Below are 19,508 nucleotides of genomic sequence, written 5' to 3' on the forward strand. Positions count from 1 at the left end.
CGGCCCTGGCCGCGATGGAGCTGTACCGATCGCCGTGCATGACAAGTCGCATTCTCTCCGAGCCAGCAGCGCGATGCGACTCGAATGCAGCCAGGTCGCTTACCGAATGGCTTCCGCCTCACCCAGTACCAGCACATCATCCAGCTCCGGCCCGCCGCCGCGGTTGCCGCTGCCCGCCACGATGTACAGAGCGTCGCCGACCGCTGCGGCCTGGGTGCCATGGCGCCCTCGCGGCAATGCGGCCAGCGGCGTCCAGGTGGAGGTGGCCGGGTCGTAGGCTTCGACCTCGTCGTGCGCCTTCACCTGGCGCGTGCTCTCGCCGCCCATGACCAGCAGCTGGCCATTGCGTGCAATGGCGGCGGCACCGGCGCGCGGCGTCGGCAGTGCGGCCGGGGCAACGCTCCAGGTGCCGCGCTGGATGTCATAGACATCGACTTCGGAAATGGTCTGCGCCAAGGTGTTGCCGCTCTCGTGCGATGACCTGCGGCCACCGGCCGCGTACAGCTTGCCGTCGAGCACCACTGCATGGAAGTGATCGCGCGCACGCGGTGCGTCGGCCAGCTGCGTCCATTGCTGCGTCCTGGTGTCGAACGCATCCAGCCACGGCACGTACCCGCTCATATGGCCGCGCGTGTTGCCGCCGACCAGGTACAGCACGCCGTCGTGCGCCACCGCGCCTGCCGCGCCGCGGCGACGGCCTTTGGGAATCTCCGCGCCTGCCTGCCAGCGATCGGTGGCAGGGTCGTAGATCAACAAGTGGGTCAGCGCGGCTTCTTCCGGGTAGTCGCCGGTCAGGCCGCCGACGACGTAGATCTTCCCCGACGACACCACTGCCTGCGCATGGCTGACCGCCAGCGGCGGCGTGCTGCCTTTGGACCAACGGCGTGTTGTGGTGTCGAAGATGTCCAGCGGGCGGTCGTCGCGCCCTCCGATCAGATAGAGCCTGTCGCCGACCGACACCAGGCTGTTCTCATGGCGCGCGTGCGGTTTGTTGTGCGGGGTCAGCGTCTGCCAGGAGGCCACCTGCTTCGATTGTGCCGAGGTGGCCACCGGCACCGCCTTGTCGGTGGCCTGACCAAGCGCGGGGAAAGTGCCGACCGCGGCAGCAAACAGGCTTGCGCGGAACCAGCTCGTCAACAGGCGCATGCAGCACTCCTCCGATGGCGTGGGCAGGCAAGTGTAGCGACACGCGCGCGATGATCCACTCGCACAAGCAGGCTGATCCAGGGCCAGGTCGCGCGTGCTTGCGCATTGCCGTGATGTCCCCCGGCAGGTTGCCTAGGCAGTCCTGGTTGCCGGTTCTTCACATGCAGCAGCACCGCGCATGCGAACACTACGGCAACGCGATACGACAGGAGAAAGGTGTGGCACGCAAACCGGCAAAGCAGGCGTCTTCGACAACACCGCCCAAGACAGTTGCCGACGCGGCGGCACGCGGACTGCGGCTGCGCGAGCAGCATGGGCGTGGTGGCACCGCAATCGGCGTTGCGCGTGCGCGCGATCTTTCGGCACGGAAATCGCTTTCCACGCAGACCATCCGGCGCATGCATGCGTACTTCGCGCGCCACAGCGTGGACAAGACTGGCAAGGGCTGGGCCGACCGTAGCGCGCCATCGGCCGGCTACATTGCCTGGCTGCTCTGGGGCGGCGATGCCGGCCAGCGCTGGGCGGCGCGGCTGTACCAGCGTCTGGAAGAGGCGGCGAGCGCGAAGACCCCGGCAGGAAAACGAGCAAGCGCGACCACGACGGCCGCCGCCCATGCCAGTGCCGCGGACAAGCGCACCCCGAAGAAGGCCGCGAGAAAGAAGGCGGTCGCAAAGAAGGCAACCGGAACGTCGCCAGCGAGGAAACCGTCGGCAACACGGGCCGCGACCAAGAAAACGAGCGCCGGTAACGCAGCGACGCGCAAGTCGGCGCCCTCGGCCGGTGCCCGCAAGGCGACCGGCAAGAAGGCAGTCAAGAAGGCAGTCAAGAAGGCAGTCAAGAAGACTGCGGCCAAGAAATCTCCTGCAAAGAAGGCAGCATCGACGAAGAAAGCGGTAAACAAGACGGTCGCCCGCCGAACTGCAGCCGGGAAGAGCGCTTCCACGCGCGGTGCAGCGAAGAAAGGCACAAGCAAGACGTCTGCGCCATGGAAAAGGCCCAACCCCAAGAGTCGCTCGCGCTCAGGTCCGCTTTCCCCGGCGCAGAAGGCACAGGCCAGACAACGCGCCAAGGCAGCAGGCCGCCCCTATCCCAATCTGGTGGACAACATGGCAGTGGCAGGTAAAGGCAGCGCTGCCAAGCGGGCGAGTGGATCGGGTGCTGCGAAAAAAGCTGGTAAACGTTAGCCGCAACCGGCTGTCAGAATGGCCGAACCCGCTCGGCTCACGCGCGACGCCACGGGAGAGACGGGTTGCGCGTGGGCAGACTATTGTTCCGGGCGCTGCCGCTTGCTGTTTCGGCGGCATTGGTCCGAACAATACTTCACCTCGTCCCACACCTTTTCCCACTTCTTGCGCCAGCAGAAGGGTCGCCTGCATTGAACGCAGAGCTTTTCCGGCAAGTTCTGCTTCTTGTGGGCGGCCATGGCAAGGCGGACGTCGGACGCTGTGCGGCAGGGGTTCAAGCATGCCATAGCGATGCATTGGGCCGAAGCCTCCGCCGCTCCACGAGATGCGTCGGCGGGCTTGGCAGCGTGGTCGTGAAAGCGGCACGCGCAGTGTCTATAGTGATGCAGGTTGGCTTGTGCCGAGATGGAACGAGCCTCCCTAACGCGGGGACATGCACTCGCCTCATCATCAGACAAGGACGCCCATGAAGCTGTTTCCACTTCTGCTATCTGCCCTGCTGTACGGCATTTCGCTGTGCCTTCCTGCACTGCATGGCGGTAATGATCAACTGGGTGGATTTGTCATCCTGCTGTTTGGCTGGATGCAGGTGCTCGATGGCCAGTGCCTGGCCTGGATGAGTAACCCGGTGTTCCTGTTGGCATGGCTGTGTTATTTCCTCAAGGCGGACAAGATGGCGGCGGCCCTGTTGGTAGCGGCTTGCCTGATCGGGTTGGATACCTTTCGCGCAACCCGGTTCGACAAGAACGAGGCTGGCCAGCAAGTCATGATCGATCACGTGGGCGCCGCATTCTATGTGTGGGAGTTGAGCTTTGTGGTCCTGCTCGTGCTGGTGCTGACGCGCATCTTCAATACATCCGGCGGCAGCCAGGGCGTCCGGGTATCGTGACCGACAGGCAAGCCAAGGTGTCTGAATGGCACAGATCTGCGTGACATCCAGAGAGCGCTCAGGACCATCGACATGTGGCCGGTCAACTTGAACCGCAGGGCGGTCATTGCCATCACCACGCTGGCGATTGCCTGCATCGCATCCAATCCGGGGGTTGCAGCGGCCATACCACTGCTGGAGATGGTGGGTATCGACGTGTTTGCATACTTGTTGGCAAGCCGGCTGGGCCCGGTTCTGCTGCAGGGCGTGGCGCCGGTGATCCGGGATGCATACATGCGCCGGGGCCACAGGCGGGTGCGGCCACTGGGCCATGCAGTCAACTGCCGCCTGGGTGGATACTTGCGGCAGGTGAGCTGGTACACCGGTCAGCTGGGGCTGGCCGCCGCGGTTGGTTGCACGCGGATCTGTGCGCTGCGTCGCCAGGCAACTGCCGTACCGGCTTGAACCCGAGTACCACGACAGAGGAGTCGATGAGTCGAACCTGCGCGGCTGGTGAGCGAGGAAAGCGACGCTAAGGTGCCGGAACACGATTCGCGCATGGGGAACCGGCAGCGAAATCGGCAAGGTTGCGCAGGGTGATGTCGGAGATCTCCTGCAATGCCTCTGCGGTGAAGAACCCCTGGTGCCCGGTCACCAGCACATTGGGGAAGGTCATCAGGCGCTGAAACGCTTCGTCGTCGATGATCTCGCCCGAGCGGTCCTGGAAGAACAACGCGCTTTCCTGTTCGTAGACATCGATGGCCAGATGGCCGAGCTGGCGAGACTTGAGCGCGCGGATCACCGCATCGGTATCCACCAAGCCACCGCGCGAGGTGTTGACCAGCATCGCACCCGGCTTCATCGACGCCAGCGCCGCGTCATCGATCAGGTGCTGCGTTGCCGGTGTCAGCGGGCAGTGCAGCGAGACGATGTCCGAGCGGGCGAACAGTGTCTCCAGCTCGACCCGCTGCCCGAGCGTATCGAACCCAGGCGTGGGATAAGGGTCAAAGCCCAGCACGTCGCAGCCCATCCCCCGAAAGATACGCGCAGTCGCCAGCCCGATCTTGCCCAGCCCGATCAGGCCCACCGTCTTGCCGTGCAAGGTGCGGCCGAGCAGGCCATTAAGCATGAAGTTGCCCTCGCGCACGCGGTTGTAGGCGCGGTGCGTCTGGCGGTTGAGCGTCATGACCAGCGCCAGGGTGTGCTCGGCCACCGCTTCGGGCGAGTAGGCCGGCACGCGTGCCACGAACAGCCCAAGTGCGGTGGCCGCAGCAAGATCCACATTGTTGAAACCGGCGCAGCGCAGCAGCACCGCGCGCACACCGGTCGCGTGCAGTGCCTGCAGCACGGGCGCGTCGAGCTGGTCGTTGACGAACACGCAGACCACCTCGCAGCCCTGCGCCAATGCTGCCGTCCGCAGATCGAGCGATGCCTCGAAATAAACGAACTCGGCTGCACATTGCGTGCCTGGGCGTAGTTTCGCTTCATCGAGAAAGCGCCTGTCGTAAGGGCGCGTGCTGAAGACAGCCATTTTCATGCAGAGAACTCCATCGATACGGAAGGACAGTGACCCATCAGATGCCATGTGTCTGCCACTGACATTCGCCAATCAGTGCGGATGTGGCTAGCTCAAGCGGCGGCATGGACGTCAGCCTGACGGATAGAGTCTAAGCATGTCGCGCACCAACACTACGCGTATGCGTCGGTGTGCGCTGGTTTGGCGATGGGGTTGCGCGTGTTGTCGATCGGCGATCAACACACCGCGTAGGTCACGGAGTCGGACGCGTCCGCTTGCTCTCGCCACGGCAACGGTCGGAGCAGTACTTCACTTCGTCCCACACGCGCTCCCACTTCTTGCGCCAACGAAACGGTCGCCCGCATTGCATGCAGGGCTTTTCCGGCAACTCGTGTTTCTTGCGCATGGCCATGTGGCGCTTGAACCTGTCCGAACGTGGGCGGGGCGTAGGTGAGGCCAAGCATGGCATGTCGAGCGATGCGGTGCAGATGCCATTGCAGGCACGAAGCTCTCTGCCGCTGACAGCCCCTGCGCTACGCAGCCTTGCTTTGCTGCTCCGCACCGCAACAGACACCTGTTCTCTCACGCGCAAACAGGAACAGCCGGCCTCCCTTCTGCAATCCAGACAAGAGCAGGATGCGTCCCTTCTCCCGTGCACGGGAGAAGGAACCGCAAAGCGCCGGGCAAGGGCGCTTGCCCCAGGCGTGTCACCTGCGGCGCGATCTCACCGCAGGCACCGCAGGCGCCACGCGGCTGATCAACAGCACGCCGCGTCCCACTGTTACCCGCAACGCATCACCCACTGCGAAACCGCAGTGTTCCAGCCAGCGCCCGGACAGCCGCAGCTTGGGCACCGCGCAACCGATGACATCCTCGGCACGCCGCACGTCGTAGTGTTGGTAGCTCATGGTGACCTGCTCGGGAATGCGGAAGCCGGGCTTGCGCAAGGGCGGGGTAGGCGCCAGCGATGGATCCACCGCTGGCTCAGCGTCGGTCATGCTGGCGGCCGGGCGGTGCTTGGCTCTGGCGCGTGTCACAACAGATCGCCTGGAAGGCGATGCAGCGAGTGCACGGGCGGTTGCTTTTGGACGGGTCATATCGAACTCCTTGTGCGATAGGAAGTCCGCCATCTCGCTGCTAAACGAGGGTGGCGGACGATGCGCGGTTAGCAGACCGGTCACAAGGAACCGGCAGACCTTGCGGTCTCCGCGCACCGCCCGCCGTAAAGCGAGCACGCCTGCCCATGCGATAAGTCGGGCAAAAGAAAAGCGCCGACATCGTGCAATGGGCGCTGATGCGCCTTGTGATTACGGGCTGCTAAACCCGGCTGCGGAATGTGCCGCAGCAGAGCGATCTTGCTACTCGCCAATGCAGCGAGTCAAGACAGCACGGCACGGCTCCCAACCGATCCCTCGTATCTGGCGTATCGTTGTGCTCAAAGACGGCTTCGTTATCCCACTACGAGAAAGCGATGACTTCCACTGCCGAAACACCAGACCGTGCGATTCCACTGCTCCCCGGTCGCTCGATCGAACACACGGTCGCCTTCTATCGACGGCTGGGCTTTGTCGGCGACGCGCACCCGCACGATGCGGGCTACGCGATCCTGACGCGTGGCGAGGTGGAGCTGCATTTCTTCGCACACCCGGACCTGGATCCTGCGGCCTGCTATGCGGGCTGCTATATCCGGGTTGGCGATGTCGATGCGGTCTACGCCGCCATGCGTGCCGCGCAGCTTCCGGCGCACGGCATCCCCAGGCTCGATGCTGTCAGCGACAAGCCCTGGGGCATGCGGGAATTTGCGCTTGTCGATGAGAACGGCAATCTGATCAGGACTGGGCAGGTGATTGAAAGCTGAGCCTTCCGTCCAACGGGAACCTGATTATCTCGGGTAGGAAGGACTGGAGCCGGTTGATTGGATGCATCAACCAGGCTCCACTAACCTATGATCAAGCTTCCTGAGGCAGGTAGGATGCGACGGTGGCCTTGATCCTGTCCGCAAAGTTGTAGATGTCGTCGATCGAGCCGAGGTCGAGTTGCTCTTCTTCTTTATCCTGATTGAAGATGCCAAGTCGAAGTCTTTGAAGATTGTTGAAGCGAAGCCTGCAGATCGGTTTTCTGTTGTTGTCATCGAGCAGCACGGCGCAGTAGCTCTGGGCATCCCGCATGAAAACGCGCTTGCCAGGAATCACCTCGCGCACGATGGCCCGAACAATATGGAACGCTTCAATCTCCTCCGCAGTGGTGACAATCAGAGGGTCGGCTAGCAATGGCTGCGTCGTCGCGGCAGGTTGCTCCGTCATGACAGGCGCAGGGTGATCGCTGATTGAGATTGCTTCAGGTGCCATGGCGCCTTTAAGCCGTTCATTGATCCGCTCGCTAACCAGCTGATCGAATGCGCGCCGCGTGATTGATGTGAACTGATCGCGGATCGCCGGCGTAAAGCGCCGAGTTCCGACGAGGTCGGCTGAAACCAGTTTGACGAACTCTTCGGTCGGTTGGTGCATCCACTCCGTCAGTTTGGTTTGGATCGCGCGCGTGTACTTCAGCTCGTTGGCAGTCGTCAGGATCGTATCCAGATCGAACGCAGCCTTAGCGAATTTCTTTAATTCCTCGACGTCGCGGTCCTTGAAGTCGAGGATGTTGAACTCGAAGAACGGCTTCTCATCCATCTTGTTCGGCTGCTCAAGATCGGTGAAGAACCGGTAGACCAAGCCGTTTGTGAGAACCCCAAAGCGCGCAGCAGTAACGTGGAAGTAGCGAAAGAGTTGACCGGCATGGTTGATGTTAAGTTCAGCGCCTGCCTTCTTGCACTCGAAAAGGATGATCGGTTTGCCGTCGCGAAGTATTGCGTAGTCGACCTTCTCGCCTTTCTTGGTTCCTACATCTGCCACAATTTCTGGTGTGACTTCGAGCGGGTCGAAGACGTTGTATCCAAGGATCTGGATCAACGGCATCACCATCGCATTCTTGGTGGCTTCTTCTGTTTGAATCAATGCGCGCGTCGTACTGATGCGCGTTGCAAGCACGCGCAGTTGATCAATGAAATCCATCCCCGTTGCTCCTTTCCCCGATTTGGCAATTTCTACCACAGCAAAGGCGACTGGTGATGCAGTTACACCGAATTTTGTCTGGCTTATGGATCAGCTCGCTTTATCGAATTGAAGCAGCAATGCCGTGTGTATAACCATTTTGGGAATAAAAAAATGCTATTGCCTGAGCCCGATTGACTGCTGATATGAGGAAATTCAGCCCTGTGTCGATAGGGCATTTTGCGCATTTGCCGGACCTCCGGGATGCAGCGCTGCGTATGAACGCTCTAAGGCCTCCACAAAACGCGCATCGCCAGAGAGCGCAGCGAACACCGCATCCACGGTGAGGAATGCCGCGATGTCATGGCTGGCATCGCCGGTGGTCGAATGGGCGATGTCGCTGAGGACTTCGCCCAGCGGATCGACCAGGGCCACGCCGTTGGCCGCCTGCCTGCGCACGAACTGCAGCCACGCCGCTACCGGAATGCAGAGCCGGTCGATCCGTTGCCCGGCGTCCAATGCATCACTGATCGCGCTGAGCAGGCGCACCGGAATCTTCTGCGAGCCGTCCCAGGCGATCTGGGCGAGCAGGTGGCGGATGGCGGGGTTGCGAAAGCGGGCGAGGATGGCGCCGCAGTAGTGCTGCGGGTCGAAGCCTTGCATCGGTTGCAGGGTGGGGGCGATGTCCTCGCGCATCAGGGCTTCGACAAAGGTGGCCAGTTGCGAGTGGCGCATGGCGTCGGCGACGGTTTCCAGATCGAGCAGGCTGCCGAGATAGGCGAGTGTGGAGTGCGGGCCGTTGAGCAGGCGCAGTTTGGCGCGTGCATAGCCGGCGATGTCGTCGCTGAGGGTGACGCCTGCGCGCTCGAAGGCGGGGCGTCCATTGCAGAAGCGATCTTCGATCACCCACTGGCTGTAGCGCTCGCGCTGGATCGGCCAGGCGTCGTGCAGACCGGTTTGCGCTTGTACGTTGGTGCGCAGTGCGTCGTCGGTGGCGGGGGTGATGCTGTCGACCATCGAGCGCGGAAAGCTGACCTGCCGGTCGATCCATGCCGCAAGCGCTGGATCGTGTTGCTGGGCGAGCCGCAACACCGCGCTACGCAGCAGGCTGCCGTTGTCGGGCAGGTTGTCGCAGCTGAGCACGGTGAACGGTGCGCTGCCCTGCTGCCTGCGTTGTTGCAGGCCGGCGACGAGATAGCCGATGGCGCTGCGCGGTGTGCCGGGGTTGGCGATGTCGTGCGCAATGTCGGGATGGGCGAGGTCGAGGGTGTCGCCTGCGAGGCAATATCCCTTTTCGGTGATCGTGAGAGTGACCAGGCGCACGGCGGGGTCTGACAGACGCGCGAGCACCGCTGTTTGCTCGTCGGCTGCGCACAGCACCTCGCGGATGGCGCCGATGATGCGCAGCTGCGGGTGTTCGTCGAGCAGGGCGAGGGTGTAGAGGCCGTCTTGTGGACGCAGGGCGTCGCGCACCCTTGGGCTGTGTAGCGAGACGGCGCAGATGGCCCAGGTGGGGTCATGTGCGAGCAGGTCGTCGATGTAGACGGCCTGGTGGGCGCGGTGGAAGGCGCCTGCGCCTAGATGGACGATGCCGATGGTGGTCTGTTTGGGGTCGTAGCTGGGAGTGAGGACGGTGGGTGGTAGGTGCGTGAGTGTTGCGATGGAGAGCGTTGGAATTGGCATGGGTTTTTGTTTGGAATCGTGGGGGTGCTGCAAGTTCGCCCGTGGCCGTACCCTCACCCCAACCCCCGCTCCGCGCCCCGGCCCACGTCTTGCGACGCGGGCGCTCCAAGGCACGCGCGCCAGTGGCGCGCAAGCGGTGCCTCTTCGCCCCGGCGGGAGAGGGGCTTAGGGCAATCGCGGCTGAGTGGGTTCTTCGCCCACATCCGCATGGCGAGGGTGTCAACGGCTGCTACTTGCCGGTGACGGTAAAGCGTTGTGTGCTGCGGATGTCTGCGCTGGAAGCGCCGATCTGTACTTCGTAGTCGCCTGGATCCACTGCGTAGGCCTTGCGCTGCTCGTCGTAGATGCGCAGGGCGTCTTGCGCCTTGAGGGTGAAGCGCAGCTGCCGCTGCTCGCCGGGTTGCAGGGTGATGCGCTGGAAGCCGCGCAGTTCCTTGATGGCACGTTCGCGTTGCGGCTTGAGCGGATGCAGATACAGCTGCACCACTTCATCGCCTGCGCGTTGGCCGGTGTTCTTCAGCGTGACCGTGGCCGTGAGCGTGCCATCGGCGGCAACGGTGGTGCGATCAAGGCGTAGATCCGAATACGCAAACTGCGTGTACGACAGACCATGGCCGAACGGGTACAGCGGCTTGCCGGCAAAGTAGCGATAGGTGCGGCCGCGCATGGCGTAATCGTCGAAGGCGGGCAGGCGTTCGTCTTCCTTGTAGAAGGTGATCGGCAGGCGGCCACCGGGACTGGCCTGGCCGAACAGCACATCGCCGACCGCGCTGCCGCCGCGTTGGCCGGGGTACCAGGCCAGTAGGATGGCGGGCACGTGGTGCTGCGCCCAGTCGATCGCCAGCGCCGAGCCGGTGGTCAGCACCGCAACCACCGGCGTGCCGGTGGCCTGCAGTGCCTGCAGCAATTCGCGCTGCGGTTTGGGCAGGCGGGTGTCGGTGCGGTCGCCGCCGGCAAAGCCGGGATAGTTGACGTCCATCTCCTCGCCTTCGACATCGCCGGTGAGGCCACCGACGAACACCACCACCTCGGCGTTGCGTGCGGCGTCCACCGCTTCCTGCAGCGGCGGCTTGGCGCCGGGCATGCGCCAGGCCAGACGCACGCCGGCATCGCGTGTGGCCTCGAAGTATTCCACGCGCAGGTCGTAGGCCTTGCCCGCTTCCAGCGCGACGCTGGCATTTCCGCCGCGCATGCGCGGGGCCTCGCTCCATTGATCGATGAGCAGCTTGCCGTCCAGAAATAGGCGCACGCCATCGTCGGCGGCAATCTGCAGCTCGTAGGTGCCCGACACCGGCGGCAGCAGCTGGCCATGCCAGCGCACGCTGAAGTCGTCCTTGGCCAGCGCACGGTCGGCCTGCAGTTCACCGCGGCCGATGGCATCGTCGGTGGGCGCATTGCGGTCCCAGCGGAAGGCGATACGCGGGTCGACGCGGGTCAGCACCGGCTGGCCGACCAACGCACGTCCACGGAAGTATTCACCGGTGAGGCCGTTCTGCTTGGCATCCGGCGCCGGGCGCAGATAGCGGGTGTCGATCGGTGCCGCGGCATTGGGGTCTTCGCGCCCTTCCACCAGATCGCTGCCGCGCGCGTAGACCACCTGCGCCTGCGGTGCGGCGTCGCGGATGCCTTGCAGGATGGTGACCGGCGCGGCCGGCGTGCCGTAGTAATTGCCCAGCAGCGACATCGGGTCGTCGGCGGTGGGGCCGATCACGGCGATGCGCTTGAGCGTGGGTTTGAGCGGCAGCAGGCCGTCGTTCTTCAGCAGCACCAGCGATTCGCGCGCGGTGCGGCGGGCCAGTGCATCGTGCTCTGGCGATTGATTGGCTGATGCAGGAATCTGCGCCCACGGCACCTTGGCCGGCGGGTCGAACATGCCCAGCCGCATGCGCGAGGTCATCAGCCGCTTGAGCGCGGTGTCGATGCTGGCCTCGTCGATCAGGCCGGCACGCACCGCCGCCGGCAACGCGGCATAGGTGTCGCCGCAATCCAGGTCGGTGCCGTGCTTGACGCCGAGCGCGGCGGCGGCCTCGGGCGTGGGCACGATCTTGTGGTTCTGCCAGATATCGCGGATGGCGGCGCAGTCGCTGACGATGTAACCATCGAAGCCCCAGTCGCGGCGCAGGAGGCCTTCCAGCCGCGTGCTGGCCGAGGCGGATTCGCCATTGACGCGGTTGTAGGCGCCCATCACTGCGGCGACCTTGCCTTCCTGCACCAGGGCCTGGAACGCAGGCAGATAGGTTTCATGGAGATCGCGCTCGCTGGGATGCACGTCGAAGTGATGACGGTCGGCCTCCGGGCCACTGTGCACGGCGAAGTGCTTGGCGGTGGCATCGAGCTTGCGGTACGGCCCTTGCTGCGCCTGCAGGCCCTGCACGAAGGTCACGCCCATGCGCGCGGTCAGGAACGGGTCTTCGCCATAGGTTTCCTGCCCGCGGCCCCAGCGTGGGTCGCGGAAGATGTTGATGTTGGGCGACCAGAAGGTGAGTCCCTGGTAGCGCTTGTGCTCGCCGCGCGCCAGGAAGGCGTGGTGCTTGGCGCGCGCTTCGTCGCTGATGGCGGTGGCCACCTCGGCCATCAACGGGGTATCGAACGTGGCAGCCAGGCCGATCGCCTGCGGAAACACGGTGGCGCCGCCGGCACGCGCCACGCCGTGCAGCGCTTCGTTCCACCAATCGTATTCGGGCACCTGCAGGCGCGGGATGGCCGGGGCGGCGTTCTGCATCTGCGCGGCCTTTTCTTCCAGCGTCATGCGCGACACCAGGTCGGCCGCACGTGCGTCGAACGGGCGTTGGGTGTCCAGATACGGCGGCGGCGTTGCGGCCTGCGTGCCGGTGGCGGCCAGCGCCATCGCCATCGCCAGCAATAATACGCGCGCAAATGGGCGACGCGGGGTGGTGGCGCGGTGGGCGGGGTGCGAATGCATGGTCAGTCCTCCTGGGTGCGGTGCGGTTCCAGCTGGGCAAACGGCCCGATCATGCTGCCGACGAAGCCGCCGGCCTGTGCGGTGCTAAGCATGCCCGCAGCATCGTTGCGGTGTAGCGATTGCCAGCCGCGCCCATCGGCATCGAAGGCAAAGCTATACGTACCGCCATCGCCGCTGATTTGCAGGCGCAGCTGCGCCGTTGCGGGGACGCGGGTGCGTGCGAGCGTGGTGGTTCTTGCGCCCTCGCGCTTGTCGAGAAAGACGTCCAGCGCATCGCCGTTGCGTCGCACGCCCAACGCATACCACGCATTGGAATTCTGCAAGACCGCAAGCCCGGCGCTGACGCCGGCCTGCGTGGGCACCGCCAACGCGGTACTTGCGGCAAAGCGCGTGTGTTGCTGGCGCCGCGCGAGGAAGGCGGGTGTGGCGGTGCTATCCAACCCTTGCGCACTGGCATGGAGGGTCAGCCAACCGGCGCGTGTGCGCAGGTCGGCCACCTCAGCTTTGGGCACACGCAAGGAAAGCCATTCGCGCTGCAGCGATGTGCCGGCGAAGTCGTCTCGCCAGGTGAAGTTGCCCGACAACGGGGCTTGATCTGCCGGGGTCTTGGCGCCGCGCGGGCTCTGTGCGACAGACGGAATCGGCTCGCCGGCCGGCAGGATCGACGGCCAGCCATCGCGCCAGTGCACCGGCAGCAGGAAGGTTTCGCGCCCGGTGTTGTAGCGTTCGCCCGCATACGGGCGGCTGGCCAGGAACACCGCCCACCATTGCCCGTCCGGTGTGTCCACCAGATCCACATGCCCGGCATTGCTGATCGGATGCGCGCGCCCGGCCGGCAGGTCGCGTTGGGTCAGGATCGGATTGTGCGGCGAGGGCTCAAACGGCCCCCACACAGTGCGGCTGCGCAGCACCACCTGCGAATGCTGCGGCCCGGTGCCGCCTTCGGCACACGAGAGGTAATACCAACCGTCGCGTTGATACAGATGCGGGCCTTCGATCCAGATCGGCTTGCTGGCCAGATCCACCCCACCGTTGAGCAACACCTTGCGCGGGCCGACCGGTTGATTGTTGGCGAGGTCGAAGCGCTGCATCCAGATCGCGCGATGGCCTTCGTACAACGGCGTGCCTTCCGGCGGGCCGTTGTTGAGCAGGTAGGCGCTGCCGTCGGTATCGAAGAACAACGACGGGTCGATGCCGTCGATGCCCGGCAACCACGTCAATGCCGACCATGGGCCGGCGGGATTGCTGGCGCTGGCGATGAAGTTGCCACCGCTGTCGACCGAGGTGCCTACGACATAGAAACGCCCGGCATGATGACGGATGCTGGCAGCGAACATGCCGCGCGACACGCCCAGCCCGTCGTAGTCGAGCTGTTCGCGGCGTTCGACCACATTGCCGACCTGCGTCCAGTGCACCAGGTCGGTACTTTCGAACACCGGGATCGCCGGGAAATACGCGAACGTGGAATTGACCAGGTAATAGCGCTCGCTCACGCGTGTCACGCTGGGGTCCGGGTAGAACCCGGCCAGCACCGGGTTGCGGTAGTAGCCGGGTGGCAATGGCGTGGCGAACACCGCATCGTCGCCGCGATACTCGAACCAGTCGAAGGCGACATCGGCGTGTGCTTGCGCCTGCACGCGCGCAGGCGCGGCCACCGCAAGCAGCAGTGCCGCAAGCGCGGCCGGCAGCCAGCGCATTACCAGTCCCACATCGCACCGTCTTCCAGTCGCGCGATCGGCAACTGCTTGGGCACGTAGGGATACTTCGCGGCCAGGGCCTCGTCGATGTCCACGCCATGCCCGGGCGTTTCGCCGCAATGCAGGCGACCCTCGCGGAACACGTAATCGTGCGGAAATACCGCGTTGGCCTCGTCGGAATGGAACATGTATTCCTGGATGCCGAAGTTGGGCACCCAGGTGTCGAAGTGCAATGCCGCGCCCATGCACACCGGCGACAGATCGGTGGCGCCGTGGAAGCCGGTGCGCACCTGATGCAGCGCGGCAAAATCGGCCAGCCGGCGCACATGGGTGATGCCGCCGGCGTGGACAATCGTGGTGCGGATGTAGTCGATCAGTTGCTGCTCGATCAGGTGCTTGCAATCCCACAACGAATTGAACACCTCGCCCACCGCCAAGGGGGTGACCGTGTGCTGGCGGATCACTTCGAACGCGCGCTGGTTTTCTGCAGGGGTGGCGTCTTCCAGCCAGAACAGCCGGTACGGTTCTAGGTCGCGGCCCAGGCGCGCGGCCTCGATCGGGGTGAGCCGGTGGTGGGCATCATGCAGCAGTTCGATCTCGTCGCCATGATCGCTGCGCAATTGCTCGAACAATTTTGGCACCACGCCGAGATAGCGCGGCGTGGACCACAGCGTTTCGGTCGGCAGTTCGCTCTCGGCCGGCTCATACGGTTTGCCGCCGCTGGAAATGCCGTAGGTCTTCTTGATGCCGGGCACGCCGCACTGCGCGCGGATGGCGATGAAGCCCAGCTCGCGGAAGCGGCCCACCTCATCGCTGGTTTCGGCGATATCGCGGCCATTGGCATGGCCGTAGACCAGCGCGCCCTCGCGCGAGCGCCCGCCCAGCAGCTGATACAACGGCAGGCCGGCCATCTTGCCCAGGATGTCCCACAAGGCCACGTCCACCGCAGCGATGGCGCTCATCGTCACCGGGCCGCGCCGCCAGTACGCACCGCGGTAGAAGAATTGCCAGATGTCTTCGATACGGCCGGCATCGCGGCCGATCAGGTTCGGCACCAGGTGTTCCTGCAGGTACGCCGCCACCGCCAGTTCGCGGCCGTTGAGCGTCGCATCGCCCAGCCCGGTGATGCCCGAGCGGGTGCGGATCTTCAGGGTGACGAAGTTGCGGCCCGGGCAGGTGACGATGACGCGCGCCTCGACGATCTCGCGATCGCGGGCCGAGCCTTGCAGCGGAGCAGGGGAGTCGGGAGTCTGTGACATCGTGGTCTCGCTCAGGGAGAAGTGGCGGCAGTGAGGGGGAGTTCGAACGGGCCGGCCGGCAGGCCGCTGCGGTCGTACAAGGTGCATACCGGGCTGTCGGCCCAGCAGTAGCGCACGCGCGTGACGGCCAGGCCGGTGGGAACGCGCAGGCTGATAGCGTGGTCGTGCAAGCTGGCAACGGCATAGCGGCAGCTGTTGGACGCGGCGCCGCACAGCTCGAAGCCGATCGGCGCATCGGCGCCATAGCTGAGCAAGGCGGTGTCCACCTCGTCGAAGGCGATGCGCACGCTGTCGCCCTCGCGTTGCGCGCTGCGCGGCACCGGGCCGGAGGGCGCAAGCGCCTCGCCGTACACCACCTGCCGCGCCACACGCGCCAGGCGCCGGCCCAGTTCCTGCTTGTTGGCCGGATGGATGTCGTAGCGGTCGCCGATGTCGATCGTCACCGCCAGGCCCGCATGTGCATCGTTGGCGACGAAGCGGCGTTGCGCCTCGCGCAGCTGCGCCCAGCCGCTGTCGACCGGCTGGGTGGGCGGCGCGCCATAGTTGGCCAGCTGCACGATCAGCAGTGGCAACTGCGCACCGAAGCGCTGCCGCCAATCGCGTTGCCATGCAGCGAGCAAGGCCGGGTAATGCACCGCATCACCGGCATTGGATTCGCCCTGGTACCACAGCACCCCACGCAGGCCGAGCTGGCCGAGCGGGGCGATCATGCCGTTGTACAAGGTGGTCAGCCCGGCCGCCGACGACCACGGCGCGCGCGGTGGCGAGCCCAGTTGCGGCGGCACGATGCGGTACTGCCAGGGCGCATCCAGCGGCAGCGTGCTGCCATCGGCGAACTGCAGCGCACGCGATTGCGCATCGCCCAGCAGCCCACCGCGCCGATAGGTGTTGAGCACATTGAGCACGATGCTGTTGCGCCCGGCATGCAGGCGCCCGCGCGGTACGCTGTAGCGACGCGGCTGGTCGGCGCCGTAACTGCTGCCCACGCTGTGCCCGTTGACCCAGGTCTGGTCCAGCTCGTCCACCGGCCCGAGCAGCAAGCTGGCGTCCTGCGCGGCCTGCGCCGGCGTCAGCTCCACGCTGGTGCGGTACCAGACCATGCCGTTGAAGCCGACCAACTGCGGCACGCCCCAGTCGTCCCACGCGCCCAATGCCGCCGGTGCGGTTTGCCAGGCGCCGGGCGCATCCGCCTGCCAGGGCTCGCCTTCGCCGTGCGCATGCCACCAGGCCTCCCACAGCGCGCCCCAATGCGGTGCGGCATCCACCGGGTCGCGTGCGTAACGCGCCAGCACATCCAGCGCCGGGCCATCGTCGCCGGCAGCGCGCAGTGCCTTCTCGCCGATCCAGGCCTGCAGTTGCGAGCCGCCCCAGGAGGCGTTGATCAGGCCCATCGGCACATCGACGGTCTTCTGCAATTCACGCGCGAAGTAATAGCAGGCCGCAGAAAACTCCTTCACCGTCTCCGGCGTGGTGCGCTGCCATGCCGCAGCGCCACCGAAGCGGCGCTGCGGCGTCGGGCTGGACTGCGCCGGCACCTTGAACATGCGGATGCGCGGGTTGTCGGCATCGGCAATCTCGCTGCGTGAATCCAGGGTGCGATGCACCTGCAATTCCATGTTGGATTGGCCCGAGCACAGCCACACATCGCCGATCAGCACGTCGTTGACCTGTTGCGTCACGCCGGTGCTGGTGCGTGCGCTCAAGGTGTACGGGCCACCCGCGGCGTGCGCGGGCAGGCGTGCCTCCCAGTGGCCTTGCCGATCTGCGCGTGCCTGCACCTGCTGCGCATCCAGTTGCACGCTCACGCGCGCGCCAGGGGGTGCGTCGCCCCACACCCGGATCGGCGCATCGCGCTGCAACACCACATGCTCCTGAAACAGCGCATGCAGCAGCGGCGCATCGGCCGCCTGCGCCAGGCGCGGCAGCAGTGCTGCACAGAGCGTTGCCATGATGACCGTCGAGAGGCGCGCGCTCATTTCGGATTCCCCGGTGCATACGGAAACTGCAGTGCCTGGTAATACGCCAACGGATGCGCCGGCGGCGCCGTGCCGGCCGGCAACGGCCGCCCGGACACGCGCTGGAAGTAGGCGATGCTGGCATCGCGCCACCACTGCGCTTCGTCCTGCTGGATCGCCAGGAAACTGGCCACCTGCCGGTAACGCGGTGGATCGATCCTGCCGGCCAGGCCCTGCCAGGTCGCGCGCATGGCACGCACCTCGTCCACGCCATGGTCGTAATGCCATACCAGCTCGTCCCACAGCGGCCGCCCCGATGCCATGCGGTGATCCCAGGGCACATGGTGGAACCAGAGCAAGTCGCGCTCCGGCACGCGCTGCACATCGCCGAACACGCGTGCCACCGGCCTGGCGTATTGCGCCACCGCATTGCTGCCGCTGGCACTGCGGTCAAAGCCAATCCCGTTACGGTCGGCGCGGTGGTAGTAGACCGGGTCCCAGTCCGGGCGCTCGCTGCCCGCATCCCAGGGTGCCGGGCCGTAGTGATGGCCGCGCCCCATCAGGTGATGCAGGCCGAGCGGGGTCATGTAGTCCACCACTGCCTCGCGCGAGCGCAGCATCATGTCGACCACGGGCGTCACCACGTCAGCATCGTTGGAGAAGGTCATGCGTGCCCACTCCTGCGCGATCGCCTGCGGCGACAACTGCGGGTTCCACGCCAGCCGCCCGTACGCATACCAGTTGGCCTGATCGAAGATCGAGCCGCTCCAGTTACGGTCCGCACCGATGTTGGCCACCCCGGCAATACCGGTCAGCCGCGTGCGTTTGGCATCGTTGAAGAGCGTGCCATCCACGGTTCTGGCAACCGTCGAGCCCTTGCCGCGTGCATAGGTGTCGGCCTGCAGGGTTTCGGCAAACAGCGTGGCCAGATAGGCCAGATGGGTGGAAAAGCCCAGATACTCCTTGGTGATCTGGAACTCCGGCATCAACGGTGTCTTGCGCATCGCACCGAACAGCGGATGGAACGGCTCGCGCGGCTGGAAGTCGATCGCGCCGTTCTTGACCTGCACAATCACGTTGTCGCGGAACTGGCCATCCAGCGGCAGGAACTCGCTGTACGCCTGCTTGGCGCGATCGTCCGGTTGCTCGTGCGAATAGACGAATGCGCGCCACATCACCACCCCGCCGTGCGGCGCCAGCGCGTCGGCCAGCAGATTGGCGCCATCGGCATGGCTGCGTCCGTAGTCCTGCGGGCCGGGCTGGCCTTCGGAATTGGCCTTGACCAGGAAACCGCCGAAGTCCGGAATGCGTGCGTAGATCTGCTCGGCGGTGTCGCGCCACCACTGGCGCACCTGCGGATCCAGCGGGTCGGCGGTCGTCAAACCGCCGATCTCGATCGGCGCGCTGAAGCGCGCGCTGAGAAACACGCGAATGCCGTAGGGACGAAACGCCTTGGCCAGTGCCGCCGCCTTGTCCAGGTACTGTGGGGTGAGGCTCCAGGCCTTGGCGTTGACGTTGTTGAGCACGCTGCCGTTGATGCCCAGCGATGCATTGGCGCGCGCGTAGTCGGTGTAGCGCGGATCCAGGTAACCCGGCAGGGTCTGCCAGTTCCATAACGAGGCGCCGGCATAGCCGCGCTCGACCACCCCGTCCAGGTTGTCCCAGTGGTTGAGCATGCGCAGTTGCAGCCGCGGCGACTCACGCAGGTCCAGCGCGGCCAGCGACTGGCCGGTCTGCAGCAGGCGCAGGAAGTGGAATGCCCCATACAGCGCACCGACATCGCTGCCGCCGACGATTGCGGTCGTGCGATGCCCGTCCACGCTGACACTGCGGATCAGATAGCCCTCGCGGCCCAGGTCGGTGGTCTGCAGCTGCAATGCCGCGATCTGCGGCGCAGCGGCCGCGCCCAGCAAGATCGCCCCATCGCGCGTGACATTGGCGGACGACTGCGGCGCAGCACCAAGCAGGCCCGACAGTCCACGCTGCAATTCCTCACGTGCAGCCTGCAACGTCGGCGAGTCGCCGGCGACGATCAATTCACTTGCGCTGCCACGCAACTGCGCCGCGTTGGCCAGCGGGTGGTAGCGCAACCATAAATCGTAGCCATCCTCGGCCCGCGCGCCGGCACTGGCCAGCATCAATCCGCACAGCAACGTCAGCGCCAGCCACCACGGCTGCGTCAACGCAGTGCAATACGCGCCGCAGCGCCGCGTTGCACGCGCGCTCATGCGGCATGCTCCAGCGA

Annotated in this window: 16 protein-coding genes; 4 read left to right on the plus strand and 12 right to left on the minus strand. The window is 65.2% G+C overall.

The annotated features are described in order from the left end of the window. Window positions 1-99: 99 nt before the first annotated feature. On the minus strand, window positions 100-1,146 hold the full coding sequence (locus tag GGR73_RS18630) for a Kelch repeat-containing protein (protein WP_184458285.1): 1,047 nt from the start codon (window positions 1,144-1,146) through the stop codon (window positions 100-102). Between the two features lie 161 nt (window positions 1,147-1,307). Between GGR73_RS18630 and GGR73_RS20230 the strand changes: the two genes are divergently transcribed. After that, window positions 1,308-2,330: a DNA-binding protein gene (locus tag GGR73_RS20230; protein WP_456363008.1), complete on the plus strand. Its 1,023-nt coding sequence runs from the start codon at window positions 1,308-1,310 to the stop codon at window positions 2,328-2,330. 80 nt (window positions 2,331-2,410) lie between these two features. Here GGR73_RS20230 and GGR73_RS18640 read toward each other — a convergent pair whose 3' ends face one another. Then, entirely contained in the window at window positions 2,411-2,569 is a 159-nt protein-coding gene (locus tag GGR73_RS18640; protein WP_046346114.1) for a DUF2256 domain-containing protein, read from the minus strand. 227 nt (window positions 2,570-2,796) lie between these two features. On the opposite strand from GGR73_RS18640, the gene GGR73_RS18645 reads away from it, so the two are divergent. Next, complete coding sequence (locus GGR73_RS18645; RefSeq protein ID WP_046345117.1) at window positions 2,797-3,219, plus strand: hypothetical protein; 423 nt, start codon at window positions 2,797-2,799, stop codon at window positions 3,217-3,219. A 72-nt stretch (window positions 3,220-3,291) separates the two neighbouring features. Beyond that, window positions 3,292-3,663 (plus strand): hypothetical protein, encoded by a 372-nt coding sequence (locus GGR73_RS18650; RefSeq protein ID WP_167764304.1) that lies wholly within the window; start codon window positions 3,292-3,294, stop codon window positions 3,661-3,663. A gap of 67 nt (window positions 3,664-3,730) precedes the next feature. Here the strand turns inward: GGR73_RS18650 and GGR73_RS18655 are convergent, their stop codons facing one another. From GGR73_RS18655 to GGR73_RS18665, 3 genes are all read right to left on the minus strand, one after another. Beyond that, a complete protein-coding gene (locus GGR73_RS18655; RefSeq protein ID WP_184458287.1) occupies window positions 3,731-4,735 on the minus strand; it encodes a 2-hydroxyacid dehydrogenase in 1,005 nt (334 codons plus the stop codon). 232 nt (window positions 4,736-4,967) lie between these two features. Beyond that, a complete protein-coding gene (locus GGR73_RS18660; protein ID WP_172454289.1) occupies window positions 4,968-5,126 on the minus strand; it encodes a DUF2256 domain-containing protein in 159 nt (52 codons plus the stop codon). Window positions 5,127-5,421: 295 nt separating this feature from the next. Next, the gene (locus GGR73_RS18665; RefSeq protein WP_456363009.1) at window positions 5,422-5,712 is read right to left on the minus strand and encodes a SymE family type I addiction module toxin; all 291 of its coding nucleotides are present in this window, start codon (window positions 5,710-5,712) and stop codon (window positions 5,422-5,424) included. 473 nt (window positions 5,713-6,185) lie between these two features. On the opposite strand from GGR73_RS18665, the gene GGR73_RS18670 reads away from it, so the two are divergent. After that, window positions 6,186-6,572, plus strand: a complete 387-nt coding sequence (locus tag GGR73_RS18670; RefSeq protein WP_184458289.1) for a bleomycin resistance protein — start codon at window positions 6,186-6,188, stop codon at window positions 6,570-6,572. A gap of 91 nt (window positions 6,573-6,663) precedes the next feature. On the opposite strand, the gene GGR73_RS18675 is transcribed toward GGR73_RS18670, so the two are convergent. The 7 genes from GGR73_RS18675 to GGR73_RS18705 all read right to left on the minus strand — a co-directional run bounded on the left by GGR73_RS18675 (window position 6,664) and on the right by GGR73_RS18705 (window position 19,491). Further along, window positions 6,664-7,767 carry a type I restriction endonuclease gene (locus tag GGR73_RS18675; RefSeq protein ID WP_104575852.1) on the minus strand — a complete coding sequence of 368 codons (1,104 nt, stop codon included), beginning with the start codon at window positions 7,765-7,767 and terminating at the stop codon, window positions 6,664-6,666. A gap of 195 nt (window positions 7,768-7,962) precedes the next feature. Further along, complete coding sequence (locus GGR73_RS18680; protein WP_184458476.1) at window positions 7,963-9,429, minus strand: mannitol dehydrogenase family protein; 1,467 nt, start codon at window positions 9,427-9,429, stop codon at window positions 7,963-7,965. Window positions 9,430-9,658: 229 nt separating this feature from the next. Then, window positions 9,659-12,277 carry a glycoside hydrolase family 3 C-terminal domain-containing protein gene (locus GGR73_RS18685; RefSeq protein ID WP_456363014.1) on the minus strand — a complete coding sequence of 873 codons (2,619 nt, stop codon included), beginning with the start codon at window positions 12,275-12,277 and terminating at the stop codon, window positions 9,659-9,661. A gap of 77 nt (window positions 12,278-12,354) precedes the next feature. Further along, window positions 12,355-14,049, minus strand: coding sequence for a glycoside hydrolase family 43 protein (locus GGR73_RS18690; RefSeq protein ID WP_184458291.1), 1,695 nt, complete (start codon window positions 14,047-14,049; stop codon window positions 12,355-12,357). Further along, window positions 14,049-15,308 carry a D-mannonate dehydratase ManD gene (gene manD / locus GGR73_RS18695; protein WP_184458293.1) on the minus strand — a complete coding sequence of 420 codons (1,260 nt, stop codon included), beginning with the start codon at window positions 15,306-15,308 and terminating at the stop codon, window positions 14,049-14,051. The genes GGR73_RS18690 and manD overlap by 1 nt, the downstream gene beginning before the upstream one ends. A gap of 11 nt (window positions 15,309-15,319) precedes the next feature. Then, window positions 15,320-17,284: a sialate O-acetylesterase gene (locus GGR73_RS18700; RefSeq protein WP_184458295.1), complete on the minus strand. Its 1,965-nt coding sequence runs from the start codon at window positions 17,282-17,284 to the stop codon at window positions 15,320-15,322. Continuing rightward, entirely contained in the window at window positions 17,281-19,491 is a 2,211-nt protein-coding gene (locus tag GGR73_RS18705; protein ID WP_456363010.1) for an alpha-glucuronidase family glycosyl hydrolase, read from the minus strand. Before GGR73_RS18705 ends, GGR73_RS18700 begins: the two co-directional genes overlap by 4 nt. Window positions 19,492-19,508 lie beyond the last annotated feature (17 nt).

The sequence above is a fragment of the Xanthomonas sp. F14 genome (assembly GCF_014199865.1).